Source organism: Spongiibacter nanhainus, from assembly GCF_016132545.1.
GTDB lineage: Bacteria > Pseudomonadota > Gammaproteobacteria > Pseudomonadales > Spongiibacteraceae > Spongiibacter > Spongiibacter nanhainus.
Window position 1 is genome coordinate 904,330 of sequence record NZ_CP066167.1, and the last position, 11,903, is coordinate 916,232.

Annotated in this window: 13 protein-coding genes and 1 other RNA gene; 10 read left to right on the forward strand and 4 right to left on the reverse strand. The window is 57.2% G+C overall.

Annotated features, from left to right (window positions below; translation table 11 throughout):
- Positions 1-104 precede the first annotated feature (104 nt).
- The 7 genes from zapE to I6N98_RS04160 all read left to right on the forward strand — a co-directional run bounded on the left by zapE (position 105) and on the right by I6N98_RS04160 (position 6,273).
- Positions 105-1,202, forward strand: coding sequence for a cell division protein ZapE (gene zapE / locus I6N98_RS04130; RefSeq protein WP_198570538.1), 1,098 nt, complete (start codon positions 105-107; stop codon positions 1,200-1,202).
- Between the two features lie 118 nt (positions 1,203-1,320).
- Positions 1,321-1,749: a 50S ribosomal protein L13 gene (rplM, locus tag I6N98_RS04135; protein ID WP_198570539.1), complete on the forward strand. Its 429-nt coding sequence runs from the start codon at positions 1,321-1,323 to the stop codon at positions 1,747-1,749.
- 14 nt (positions 1,750-1,763) lie between these two features.
- Positions 1,764-2,156, forward strand: coding sequence for a 30S ribosomal protein S9 (gene rpsI, locus I6N98_RS04140; RefSeq protein WP_198570540.1), 393 nt, complete (start codon positions 1,764-1,766; stop codon positions 2,154-2,156).
- Positions 2,157-2,393: 237 nt separating this feature from the next.
- Positions 2,394-2,990 (forward strand): ubiquinol-cytochrome c reductase iron-sulfur subunit, encoded by a 597-nt coding sequence (gene petA, locus I6N98_RS04145; protein WP_198570541.1) that lies wholly within the window; start codon positions 2,394-2,396, stop codon positions 2,988-2,990.
- Positions 2,990-5,047 (forward strand): ubiquinol-cytochrome c reductase, encoded by a 2,058-nt coding sequence (locus I6N98_RS04150; RefSeq protein WP_198570542.1) that lies wholly within the window; start codon positions 2,990-2,992, stop codon positions 5,045-5,047. Before petA ends, I6N98_RS04150 begins: the two co-directional genes overlap by 1 nt.
- A gap of 112 nt (positions 5,048-5,159) precedes the next feature.
- On the forward strand, positions 5,160-5,807 hold the full coding sequence (gene sspA / locus I6N98_RS04155) for a stringent starvation protein SspA (protein WP_198570543.1): 648 nt from the start codon (positions 5,160-5,162) through the stop codon (positions 5,805-5,807).
- A 37-nt stretch (positions 5,808-5,844) separates the two neighbouring features.
- Entirely contained in the window at positions 5,845-6,273 is a 429-nt protein-coding gene (locus I6N98_RS04160; RefSeq protein ID WP_198570544.1) for a ClpXP protease specificity-enhancing factor, read from the forward strand.
- A 44-nt stretch (positions 6,274-6,317) separates the two neighbouring features.
- Here I6N98_RS04160 and I6N98_RS04165 read toward each other — a convergent pair whose 3' ends face one another.
- The 4 genes from I6N98_RS04165 to I6N98_RS04180 are packed head-to-tail and all read right to left on the reverse strand — an operon-like array spanning position 6,318 to position 9,810.
- Positions 6,318-6,884 (reverse strand): BON domain-containing protein, encoded by a 567-nt coding sequence (locus tag I6N98_RS04165; RefSeq protein ID WP_198570545.1) that lies wholly within the window; start codon positions 6,882-6,884, stop codon positions 6,318-6,320.
- 42 nt (positions 6,885-6,926) lie between these two features.
- Positions 6,927-7,514, reverse strand: a complete 588-nt coding sequence (locus I6N98_RS04170; protein WP_198570546.1) for an SIS domain-containing protein — start codon at positions 7,512-7,514, stop codon at positions 6,927-6,929.
- Between the two features lie 14 nt (positions 7,515-7,528).
- On the reverse strand, positions 7,529-7,906 hold the full coding sequence (locus I6N98_RS04175; RefSeq protein ID WP_198570547.1) for a YraN family protein: 378 nt from the start codon (positions 7,904-7,906) through the stop codon (positions 7,529-7,531).
- Positions 7,906-9,810: a penicillin-binding protein activator gene (locus I6N98_RS04180; RefSeq protein ID WP_198570548.1), complete on the reverse strand. Its 1,905-nt coding sequence runs from the start codon at positions 9,808-9,810 to the stop codon at positions 7,906-7,908. Before I6N98_RS04180 ends, I6N98_RS04175 begins: the two co-directional genes overlap by 1 nt.
- A 51-nt stretch (positions 9,811-9,861) precedes the next feature.
- Here I6N98_RS04180 and rsmI point away from each other — a divergent pair, with 51 nt between their 5' ends.
- The 3 genes from rsmI to mraZ all read left to right on the forward strand — a co-directional run bounded on the left by rsmI (position 9,862) and on the right by mraZ (position 11,865).
- A complete protein-coding gene (gene rsmI / locus I6N98_RS04185) occupies positions 9,862-10,719 on the forward strand; it encodes a 16S rRNA (cytidine(1402)-2'-O)-methyltransferase (RefSeq protein ID WP_420496983.1) in 858 nt (285 codons plus the stop codon).
- A gap of 58 nt (positions 10,720-10,777) precedes the next feature.
- Positions 10,778-11,150, forward strand: an RNA gene (gene rnpB / locus I6N98_RS04190) — RNase P RNA component class A.
- Positions 11,151-11,421: 271 nt separating this feature from the next.
- Positions 11,422-11,865 (forward strand): division/cell wall cluster transcriptional repressor MraZ, encoded by a 444-nt coding sequence (mraZ, locus tag I6N98_RS04195; protein ID WP_198570549.1) that lies wholly within the window; start codon positions 11,422-11,424, stop codon positions 11,863-11,865.
- Positions 11,866-11,903: the final 38 nt, after the last annotated feature.

An 11,903-nucleotide genomic window follows, 5' to 3' on the forward strand; every position in this document is an offset into this window, starting at 1 on the left:
CAAGTATACCCCCGTAGGCCCGTTGGGTTCAGCATTGTGATGAGGGAAAATTGATAAATCCACGTCGCATCGGTAAAGTTGCGCCGTCTTTGAAGGAACCCGCCATGTCCACACCTCTGCAACGCTATCAACGAGATTTGCAGCTACCGGATTTTAGTCGCGATGCCGCCCAGGAGCACGCGGTACAGTGCCTGCAGCGCCTGTATGACGAGCTGGTTGCTCGCCCCAAGCCTCGTTCCGGTGGACTGTTGGGACGCCTGTTCGGCGGTGGCCAGGACGTCCTCGAGATTAAAGGCCTGTATTTCTGGGGTGGCGTGGGGCGCGGCAAGACCTATCTGATGGATACCTTTTATGACACCCTGCCCTTCGATGACAAAATGCGGGCTCACTTCCATCGCTTTATGCAGCGTGTTCACCGGGAGCTCAAGCAGCTGGAGGGGGAGAAGAACCCGCTGACCATTGTCGCCGACCGCATTGCGGACGAGGCGCGGGTGATCTGCTTTGACGAATTCTTTGTCTCCGATATCACCGACGCCATGATTCTGGCCGGGCTGTTTGAGCGCCTGTTCGAGCGCGGGGTGGTGCTGGTGGCGACCTCCAATATCGTGCCGGACGAGCTGTATAAGGATGGTCTGCAGCGAGCCCGTTTTCTGCCGGCCATCGATCTGATCAATGAGCGCGTCGAAGTGGTCAATGTCGATGGCGGTGTTGACTACCGGCGCCGCGCTCTGGAGCAGGCCGAGCTTTACTACCACCCGCTGGGCGAGGCGGCCGAGGAAAGCCTGATGAGCAGCTTTCGGCGCCTGTCGCCGGAGCTGGGGCAGCCCAATCAGAAGCTGGATATAGAAGGGCGACAGATTGCGGCCCGCTTTGTCGCCGATGACGTTGCCTGGTTTGATTTTGGTGAGCTCTGTGACGGCCCCCGCAGCCAGTACGACTATATAGAGTTGGCCAAGGTCTTTCATGCCGTGGTGCTGAGCGGTGTGCCGCAGATGGGCGCGGGGCGTGACGACCAGGCGCGTCGCTTTATCAATTTGATCGATGAGTTTTACGACCGCAATGTGAAGCTGGTAGTGTCTGCCGAAGTCGCCCTGCCGGAGCTCTACTCCGGTGGTCGCCTGGAGTTTGAGTTTGAGCGCACCCGCAGCCGTTTGCTGGAGATGCAATCTGAGGAGTACCTGGGGCGGGAGCACAGGGCGTAGTGGCGGTTTTTTCGGCGGTGGGGCGGCAGGAAAAAGCCTATCTTTTTGCTTGAAAAAGCTAGACCGCTTATGTAGTATTCGCGCTCTTTGTTCGGTACGGTCCCCATAGGCGAGATTCATGAAAACCTTTAGTGCAAAACCCAACGCAGTAACACGCGACTGGTTCGTGGTAGACGCCGCCGACAAAACATTGGGTCGTTTGGCCAGCGAGATCGCGCACAGACTGCGCGGTAAGCATAAGCCCGAGTACACGCCTCATGTCGATACCGGCGACTACATTGTTGTGGTCAACGCTGAAAAAATTCGCGTTACCGGCAACAAAACCACTGACAAAATGTACCACCGCCACACGGGTTACCCCGGCGGCCTGAAGTCAATGAGCTTTGAGAAGCTCATCGAGAAGGCTCCCGAGCGTGTAATTCAAGGCGCGGTGAAGGGCATGCTGCCCCGCACCCCACTGGGTCGCGCAATGTTCAAGAAACTGAAAGTTTACCCTGGCGCTGAGCACCCCCATGCGGCACAGCAGCCTGTTGAACTGAATATTTAAGGAAAGCGAAATCCATGTCAGCCACTCAATATTACGGTACCGGACGCCGCAAAACTTCCTCCGCCCGCGTATTCCTGACTGCGGGAACCGGCGCAATCAAGGTTAACGATCGCGATCTCGACAGCTACTTTGGTCGTGAGGTTGCCCGCATGATCGTTCGTCAGCCGCTGGAGCTGGTCGATATGGTTGAAAAGTTCGACATCAAAATTACCGTCAGCGGCGGTGGTAGCTTCGGTCAGGCCGGTGCTATTCGCCACGGTCTGGCGCGTGCATTGATGCAGTACGACGAAAGTCTGCGCAGCGACCTGCGCAAAGCGGGCTACGTGACCCGCGATGCTCGTGAAGTCGAGCGTAAGAAAATCGGTCTGCGCAAAGCGCGTAGAAGACCGCAGTTCTCCAAGCGTTAAGCGCGGCGATTCGAACAGCCCGGAGAACGCTATTCGGCGGCTATCGGAAAACGCCCACACGCTTACGGTGGGCGTTTTTTTTTGTCCAGCAGGTCAGTGCCGACACTGGCGCTGCACTTTGTAATTGTCAGTGTGGGGCAAATTAACTACTATTTGGCCCATTTGTTATCTAGGTAGGGTGACTCGGAGAGGCCGCCCAGACCGATCTGATTTTTCGTGTGTTATGGGGGAATCGTCATGAGCAGTGACGGCGTAAATAACGAACGTCGACGTTTCCTGACGGCAGCAACATCGGTTGTTGGTGCCGCTGGGGTCGTCGGTGTGGCAACGCCCTTTGTGGGGTCGTGGAATCCCAGTGCTAAAGCCCGCGCGGCTGGCGCACCGGTGAAGGCTGATATCGGTAAGTTGGAGCCCGGCCAGATGGTGGTGGTCGAGTGGCGGGGCAAACCGGTCTACATCCTGAGACGGACCCAGAAACAGATCGACGATCTGTCTTCAGTCAATTCCTACCTGAAAGACCCCGAATCCACAAATGCAGATCAGCCCGAATATATCGAAGGCGAAGGGCGGGCCATTCGACCCGAGTTCCTGGTGTTGGTCGGTCTGTGTACACACCTGGGTTGCGCGCCCAAGCACCGCCCTGAGGTGGGTGTGCCCGACCTGGGTGGCGACGCCTGGGTAGGTGGCTTCTTTTGCCCCTGTCACGGTTCACGCTTCGATTTGGCGGGCCGGGTGTACAACGGTTCTCCCGCCTCGACCAACCTCGTCGTGCCTCCGTATTCCTACGAAGGTGACAATGTGATTGTAGTTGGCGTCGATCAGGGAGCAGCGTAATGATTAAGACATTAGTTGGTTTGCGCGACTGGGTTGATGCCCGCCTGCCGATCATGCGGGCGTGGGATACCCATATGGGTAAGTACTACGCGCCGAAAAACTTCAATTTCTGGTATTTCTTTGGGGTGCTGTCCTTGCTGGTTCTGGTTAACCAGCTGTTGACCGGTATCTGGCTCACCATGAGCTACACCCCCAGTGCCGAAGAGGCATTCCGCTCTGTTGAGTACATTATGCGGGATGTGGAATTTGGCTGGATCATCCGCTATATGCACTCCACCGGCGCCTCGGCCTTCTTTGTGGTGGTGTATCTGCATATGTTCCGGGCATTGCTCTATGGCTCCTATAAAAAGCCGCGGGAGCTGATTTGGGTGTTCGGCATGTTCATCTTCCTGGTGCTGATGGCCGAAGCGTTTGTGGGCTACGTATTGCCCTGGGGCCAGATGTCCTACTGGGGTGCCCAGGTCATCATCTCCCTGTTCGGTGCGATCCCGGTAGTGGGTGAAAATATCGTGCAGTGGGTGCGCGGTGACTTCCTGATTTCCGGCATTACCCTGAACCGCTTCTTTGCCCTCCACGTGGTGGCGCTGCCCATCGTGTTGCTGGGTCTGGTGGTGCTTCACCTGTTGGCTCTGCACGAAGTGGGTTCCAACAACCCCGACGGCGTCGAGATTAAGAAGAACAAAGACGAGAACGGTATTCCGCTGGACGGTGTGCCCTTCCACCCTTACTACACCGTGCACGACCTGGTGGGTATTGCGGTCTTCCTGTTCGTATTCTGTGCAGTGATCTTCTTTGCACCGGAGATGGGCGGTTACTTTATCGAATACGCCAACTTTGAGATTGCCAACGGCCTGAAGACGCCGGATCACATCGCACCGGTATGGTATTTCACCCCGTTCTACTCGGTACTGCGGGCCGTGCCTGACAAGCTGTGGGGCTTTATCGCCTTTGGTGCATCAGTCGCCATTCTGTTCCTGCTGCCCTGGTTGGATCGCAGCCCGGTTAAGTCCTTCCGCTACAAAGGGCCGATCAGCCGTGTTGCCATTGTTATCTTTGCGGCTTCCTTCCTGATCCTGGGTGTTCTGGGTGTTAAGGCGCCGACTGAGGCTCGCACACTGCTGGCTCGTATCTGTTCTGTGCTGTACTTTGCCTTCTTCCTGTTGATGCCTTTCTGGACTCGCTGGGAAGCCACCAAGCCGGAACCCAGCCGGGTTACCGAGGGTGGTATGGGCTTCTGGAAGAGCATTGGTGTTGCGGTGATCATCGGCCTGTTGACGGTGCTACCGCTGAAGGCGGTGGGGGCGGAGTCCTCCCACGCCTGTGGCACTATTGATTGTGACCACATCGAAACCGATGTCACCGATCAGGCTTCCTTGCAGAGCGGTGCGCAGACCTATATGAACTACTGTATGGGCTGTCACTCACTGCAGTACGGTCGCTATCAGCGAGTTGCGAACGACCTGAATATTCCCGAAGACCTCTTCGAGCAGTACCTGAAGTTTGACGAGTCGGTGAAGATTGGTGCGCTGATGACCAACTCCATGGCGATTGAAGATGGCAAGAAATGGTTTGGTGCTGCGCCGCCAGACTTGACCCTGGTGGCGCGCTCGCGCAGCCCGGAGTGGTTGTATACCTATCTGCGCAACTTCTATTCCGATCCATCGCGCCCCTACAACGTCAACAACAAGGTCTTCAAAGATGTGGGTATGCCTCACGTGTTGGCCGAGTTGCAGGGTATGCCACATTGTGCGCCGGGTCCGGTACACGCCGAAAATGGCGGTATCAAGCGTGATCCCTTAACTGGAGAGAACGTGCTCTATGGTGAAGATGGCAAGGCACTGAACCCCTGCGGCTCATTTACCTACGAGCCCGAAGGCGCGCTCAGCCCCGAGGAATATGACAAAGTGGTTTACGACTTGGTAAACTTCTTGGAGTACATGGGCGAGCCAGCCCAGGCTGACCGCAAGCGCATCGGTGTATACGTGCTGTTATTTATCGTCTTGTTCGGCGTATTTGCCTATCTGCTTAACCGCGAGTACTGGAAAGACGTGCACTAAAAATCGTCGCTCCGCCCGGCGCGGGGCGAGGCCGAATTCGGCAGCGGGCGCTCCCAATTGGGGGAAGCCCGCTTTCTTTGTTTAGATAAGTAGTTTTTTGAGGTGACTTTCAATGGGCGTCGTCGCCAAGCGTTCCACCATGACCTTTTTTTCCGATGCTGTGAGTCATTACTGCCACCGGGTACGCATTGTACTGGCAGAAAAAGGCGTCACCGTTGATATCATTGATGTCGATCCCGAGCAGTTGCCCGAGGAAGTATCCGAACTCAATCCTTACAACAGTCTGCCGACCCTGGTAGACCGTGACTTGGCCCTGTACGAGTCCAAGGTGATGATGGAGTACCTGGACGAACGCTTCCCCCACCCACCGCTGCTGCCGGTGTACCCCGTGGCACGGGGCGAAAGCCGCCAATACATCTACCGCATTGAGCGGGACTGGTGCCGTTTGGTGGATGAAATTCTCGCCGGTGGCAACCAGAAAGGCCTGGATAAAGCCCGCAAGGAGCTCCGCGACAGCCTGCTGACCATTGCACCTATTTTCACCGAGAAGCCGTTCTTTATGAGCGAAGAGTTTACTTTGGTGGACTGCTGTTTGGCGCCGATTTTGTGGCGTTTGCCGCAGTTGGGTGTGAGCTTGCCGCAAACCCGTCAATCCAAGCCGTTGATCGAGTATATGCAGCGTCTGTTTGATCGGCCCTCCTTCCAGGAAAGCCTGACCGAGAAGGAGCGCGAGCTGCGCAACGAAGCGTCGGTGGCCTAAGCCGACGCCCTTACTGTCCAACTTTTGGCCCGCTGTTATGACTATGACGTCAAGTCGCCCCTACATGATCCGCGCGATCTACGAGTGGGTGGTCGACAACGACTGTACGCCTTATATCCTGGTGAACGCGCTGTTTGACGGTGTGCAGGTACCGCAGCAGTACGTCAAAGACGGGCAGATTGTCCTCAATATTTCTCCATCCGCGGTGGTAGCTCTGGATGTCGGCAACGATGAACTGGGCTTTCGCGGTCGCTTTGCCGGCGTCGCGCAGGATATCCGCGTGCCGATCGCGGCGGTGCTGGGTATTTACGCTCGGGAGAACGGGCAGGGCATGCTGTTTGATGCCGAAGATCCCGGTGCGCCACCGCCCCCAACAGGGGGCGACGACGACAGTACCAGTGGGCAGGATAAGCAGGATAAAAAGTCGCCCTCAGGGGCTAAGCCCAACCTGAAGGTGGTCAAATAGTCCGCGGTTTCGCGGCTCTATCTCGCCACCTTTCCTCCGGGTCGTTAGTAGTATTCGAAGACCCGAACCACCTTTTGCACGCCTTTGGTTTCGCTGGCGATTTTGGCGGCCAGGTCGGACTGTGCCTTGGACGTCAGGCCCATCAGGTAAACCACTCCCTTTTCGGTGACCACCTTAATCTTGGCGGCGTCCAGTTGCGATTCCAATGCGAGCCGACTTTTGACCTTGGTGCTGAGCCAGCTGTCGTTGCTGCGGGCTAGCATGTCGGCGTCCTGGCCCACGCTCAACTCGTTGTGCACCTTGCGAACTTTCTTCACTTTGGCCGCCACTTCAGCGGCGGCGTTTTTAAGCTCGGTCCGAGGTACCTGGCCGGTGAGCAGCACAATGCCATTGTGGCTGGTGGCCGCTAAATGGGCGCCTTCCAGCTCTGGGTAGGTCTTGCGAATATTGACCACAACCTTGGTTTCAATAATTTCGTCGTCGATATAACTGCCGAGGCTGCGACTGCCGGGGTCGTCCTCCAGGGGTTTATCCGTTGTGGCGCCAATGATTTGAGTGCAGCCGGAGACAGCAAACAATATCAACAGTGCGTAAAGTGGTCGTAATATCATGGTTTCTTCCAAGTGCTAACTAAGGAATGGGGTAGAGTTTAATCAGGTTCCAAACAATTGTGCGTCAATTAACTCGCACAGGGCGTGCACGGCAACCAGCTGCATTTCCGTGACCCGTGCGCGTTCTTCCACTGGCACAATCAGCTCGACATCGTCAGGTGACAGCAGAGCACTGGCGTCGCCGCCACCAAAGTTGCTCAGCGAAACCACCCGCATACCGCGCTCGTGGGCGGCCTGAATACAGCGCAAGCTGTTGGCGGTGCCGCTGCCCTGATAGCACAGTACCAGGCAGTCGCCCGCTTGCCCCAGAGCGCGAATTTGATTGGCGAAAATGTCGTTGTAACTGAACTGAGCGGCAATTGCCGTGGCGGTGGCGGTATCTGCATTCAGTGCGATGGCGGGAAGCGACGGCCGCTCCTGAGCAAAGGAGTTAAGCAGGTTGGTGGCCAGGTGTTGGGCGATCAACCCGCTGCTGCCCTCGCCGCAGCACATGACTTTGTGGTCGTGGAGCATACAGTCGACCAAGTGGTGACTGGCTTCGGCAATGCCCTCGGCCAGTGCTTCCATGGTGTACATGCAGCTCTCAATGTGGCGGTGAAACAGGTCGATAACCTGGTCTGTGTGATCCACGCTCGCAGTTTCCTTCACTCGGGTTGAAAAGCGTTGCTTATCCAGTTGAGCTGCAGCTTGTCGGCACTGCCCTGGCTTGCTTCAATGACATCAAAGCGGCAGGGAAGTTCGTTGAAGCGTCCCTGGCTCAGAAAGTGACGTGCTGTCAGTATCAGTTTTCGTTGCTTGCGAAAGTCCACTGATGCGGCGCCACCCCCATAATGAGCCGTGTTGCGGTAGCGAACCTCGACAAATATCAGGTGTGTTTCGCTCCGTGCAACGATATCGATTTCCCCAAAGCGGCAGCGGTAATTGGTGTCGATGATGCGCAAGCCCTGGCCGCGAAGTAGCGAGGCGGCTTCCTGTTCGGCGCGTTGCCCACGGTCTTGATTGCGGCGTTTGGGCCAGAGCACTAAGGGAGTTCCTCACTGCTGCCAGTGGGGATGACGGTCGCTCGCCCATCACGGATCTCGGCCAGGGGGAGGCGGCGCTCCACTTGGCGCTGGGCATTTAAGTGCAGCGTTCCGGTTTCGCCAAAGACCTGTGAGCCAGCGCCCAATTGCGACAGCCGCAGATGTAGGCGGAAGCTGTCTACTCCCAGCGCATACATCCTCTGATAGCGACCGCTGTTGGGAAGCTGCTGGTCAATGGTGCGGCGTATTTCGGAGTCGTCGTTGAAGACCCAGGGAATATCCAGAAAGTGAACGCCGTTGATATCCTGGTCCCGCCCCGGGTTGGCATCTCCCTGGTAAATGTGAGAGGTGGCGTAAACGGGGAGGTCGCCAGCGTAGTGGTAAGCCAATAGCGGTTTAACTGCGCGGCCCTCATTGGGCCGCGCCGCCAAAAAGATAAAGTCGGTATCAGTCCGGCGATAGGGTTCATATTGCGGGCGCACGCCAATGATCTGCTGCAGGCGCTGGAGACGCCGTTGGCTGCGGTCAATTTGCAGAACCTGTTTGATTTGCTTGGAGTAGTTGTTTTGTTGGGCGTCGAAGGCAGTGCTGCCGACGATGTCGCCGCCAAGCTCCTGCCACCGGGTTGCAAAGGATTCCGCAACCTTGTTGCCCCAGCTCCCCTCAGGAGTAATGATCAGGGCCCGCTGATAGCCTTTGGTATGGGTGATCTCTGCCAGTTGGCGGGCCTCGTCCTCGGGGTTTAGGGCAAACTGATAGAGACCACTGGGAAATCGCTGGCCTTCAATTTGATTCAGGGCCAGGGTCGGGACGGCCATGCTTTCACCCTGGGACTCCACCATTGCCGAGACCTGTGCTTTTTGCAGTGGACCGATAATCATCTGGCTGCCGTCTCGGACCGCGCGCCGGTAAAGGTCAGCCATGGATGCATCGGCACTGTCGTAAAGGCGTATCGCCGGCGTGTCGGCACTGTTGCCCCTGGCCTGGTAATAGGCGGCAAAGAAACCGTCGCGAATCGCCTTGCCGTAGGCAGCCAGCCGACCACTTACAGGCAATAGCAGGGCAATTTGATCGGCGCGGGTAATCACTAGCTCTTCCAGATCCCCGAGTCCGCCGGGCAGGTTGTCGCTAGCGGGATGGCGGGGCCATCGCTTGAGCCAGTTATCTCGTTGGCGGATCTGCCCCTCCAGGTCGCCCTGGTAATCCTTGGCAATGGCGGCCAGTTCCAGCCAGCCCAGATAATCCCGCTCGTCGCTGCTGTTGAGGTTGTCCAACAGCTGTGGGGTGGGGATCTGCATCAAGCCGGTCCAGATGGCTTCCCGGTTCTGTCTTTGCTGCTCGCGGTTAAGTAAGGGGTCAACGTAGATACGTTCCTTCACTGCATTGAGGTGGTCGCCTTCTATGCTGAACATCGATGAACGCAGCTGGCTGAATTGTATTTGCCGGAAAAAAGGCTGCTCGCTGATGTAGGATTCCACCAGCGGGTCGGTCAGTGCCGCCAGGGCGTCGCGAAATTCGCCGTGCCCTCGGTGAATTCGCGCTCTAATGATGGCCAACCTCACCGCTCGCGATGGTTCCAGTTCAGGGATGATCAGCTCTTGGACCGCTTCCTCGGCCCGGGCCAGATCGCCGTCCCGCAGCAATACCTCAGCGGCGCGCAGTCGCAGTTCGTGGGCCTGATCTGTAGCCGCTGTGGCCGCTTGTTCCAGCCATAACTGAACGTCTGCACTGTTTGCTGTGGCGGGGTTGAAACCGCGGTATTGCTGTTGAGTGCTCGGTGCGGGTCGCGGTGTGGCTTGTGAAGTGCTGGAGCGAGGCTCGTACTGGGGAACGCTGTAAGGGCTTGAGCTGCATCCCGCCACGATGAGCGTCATCAGGACTGAGCTGATGAGTCTTGTTTTCATAGTACCGCCATTGATAGTCTGCGCGAGCCATCACTGACTAGGTCCCGCGCCGTGGAAAACCCCAATCCCTCAGACACCGCCACTCTATACGTTGTTGCAACGCCACTGGGAAATCTCGGCGATATGGTACCCCGAGCTGTTGAGGTGCTACAAACGGTGGATGTAATAGCGGCAGAGGATACCCGTCGCAGCCGGCCTTTGCTGCAGCACTTTGGTATCGATACTGCCCTGGTGGCCTACCACGACCACAGTGATGCCCGCACCGTGGAGCGCCTGATGGGGACGCTGCGTGGCGGGGGCTCGTTGGCACTTATTTCCGATGCCGGTACGCCGCTGATTTCCGACCCGGGCTACCGGCTGGTCGATGCGGCGACCGCAGAGGGCATTCGGGTCGTGCCGATTCCCGGTGCCAGTGCCTTGATCGCCGCCCTCAGTGTGGCCGGCTTGCCGTCGGACCGGTTTATCTTTGAGGGCTTTTTGCCCGCCAAGACCCACGGCCGCCGTGCTGTGTTTGACGCTCTCAAGCGTGAGCCGCGCACGCTGATATTTTACGAGGCACCCCATCGCCTGTTGGATTGTATTGAGGATGTCGTCGCCGTGCTCGGCGAGTCGCGGACAGTGGTGCTGGCTCGGGAACTCACCAAAATGCATGAAACCGTGCTGCGTATGCCTGCGACCGAGTTGCGGGATCGTGTTGCAGCCGACCGAAATCAGCAACGCGGTGAATGCGTGTTGCTGGTAGCGGGGTACCAGGGGGATGACTCGGGGCTTCGCGACGATGTGATTGCCGCACTGGATGTGCTGCGCGCTGAATTACCGCTAAAGCAGGCGGCGGCACTCTGCGCCCGTATTACCGGAGCCAAGAAGAACCAGCTCTATCAGTACGGGGTCGATCACCCGCTGAGCTAGTGGGTGATTTGTTGCGCAGGGGCTTGCCAACTCCCTGACTACTGGTTATTCTTACAGTTGAGTCGGCTGGACGGCCGCTTTGCGTAAAGGCTCTGCTTTTTGCGCCGAGAGGAAAGTCCGGGCTCCATAGGGTAGGGCGCCAGGTAACGCCTGGGGGGTGAAAGCCCACGGAAAGTGCAGCAGAAAGTAAACCGCCTAAGCGAGGAGGCTATGCCTCTTAGCTGGTAAGGGTGAAAAGGTGCGGTAAGAGCGCACCGCGCAACTGGCAACAGTTTGCGGCGATGGTAAACCCCGCCCGGAGCAAGGCCAAATAGGAACCCAATGCCGTGACCCGCGGTGGGTTCGGGTAGGCCGCTAGAAGCCGGTGGTGACGCCGGCTCCAGATGAATGGTCGTCCACGACAGAACCCGGCTTATAGGCCGACTCGCTTTTTCTCTATTATCCCTTCTAAACAGGACGCTACTTAAGGTTTTACTTTAAGTGGTGTTTTTATGTGTCTGTTTTATCTTGATTAGCCTTTCTTTTTTTGTCTGCTTTCTAGCCTTTTCGCTACATATCCGCGCCAGATTGCCGGCAAATCGCCGCTGTTTACGATTTTTCCAGCTTGACAGTGTTTGGCCTCGTTCCTATAGTGTCGCAAAGTGGAGATTAGTGGTTTTTAGTGGATTGAAGTGGTTTTGAATCCAGAACAGGTGGGGAAAAGTGTTTCTCGGAAGTCATGCAATCACAATGGATGCCAAGGGGCGGCTGGCGATACCTGCCAAGATCCGCGACGCCCTGCTGTCCGATTGCCAGGGGCGGGTTGTGATTACCGCCCATACCGAGGAGCGCTGTCTGCTGGTGTACCCCGAGCCGCAGTGGCTGGATTTGCTGCCTAAGATAGAAGCCCTGCCCAATATTCACCGCAAGGCGCGCATGGCGCAGCGGCTGCTTTTGGGTTACGCCACGCCCCTGGAGCTAGACGGCAATGGTCGTGTATTGCTGCCATCGACATTGCGGGATTACGCCTGCCTAGAGAAAAAACTGCTTTTGGTGGGGCAGGGTAAAAAACTGGAGCTGTGGAGCGAGTCCAACTGGTTTGACTGGCTCAATGCCGCCGGCGATGACGACGAGATGCCGGAAGAAATGTTGACGCTGTCGCTGTAGCGGGTGTCTTTGAAGCCGAGCGACAACTCGAAAACCGA

Coding starts and splice junctions, on each gene's coding strand:
- sspA (WP_198570543.1), top strand. CDS start 5,160: ATGGGCGTCGTCGCCAAGCGTTCCACCATGACCTTTTTTTCCGATGCT.
- I6N98_RS04160 (WP_198570544.1), top strand. CDS start 5,845: ATGACTATGACGTCAAGTCGCCCCTACATGATCCGCGCGATCTACGAG.
- rpsI (WP_198570540.1), top strand. CDS start 1,764: ATGTCAGCCACTCAATATTACGGTACCGGACGCCGCAAAACTTCCTCC.
- I6N98_RS04180 (WP_198570548.1), bottom strand. CDS start 9,810: ATGAAAACAAGACTCATCAGCTCAGTCCTGATGACGCTCATCGTGGCG.
- I6N98_RS04150 (WP_198570542.1), top strand. CDS start 2,990: ATGATTAAGACATTAGTTGGTTTGCGCGACTGGGTTGATGCCCGCCTG.
- rplM (WP_198570539.1), top strand. CDS start 1,321: ATGAAAACCTTTAGTGCAAAACCCAACGCAGTAACACGCGACTGGTTC.
- zapE (WP_198570538.1), top strand. CDS start 105: ATGTCCACACCTCTGCAACGCTATCAACGAGATTTGCAGCTACCGGAT.
- I6N98_RS04165 (WP_198570545.1), bottom strand. CDS start 6,884: ATGATATTACGACCACTTTACGCACTGTTGATATTGTTTGCTGTCTCC.
- petA (WP_198570541.1), top strand. CDS start 2,394: ATGAGCAGTGACGGCGTAAATAACGAACGTCGACGTTTCCTGACGGCA.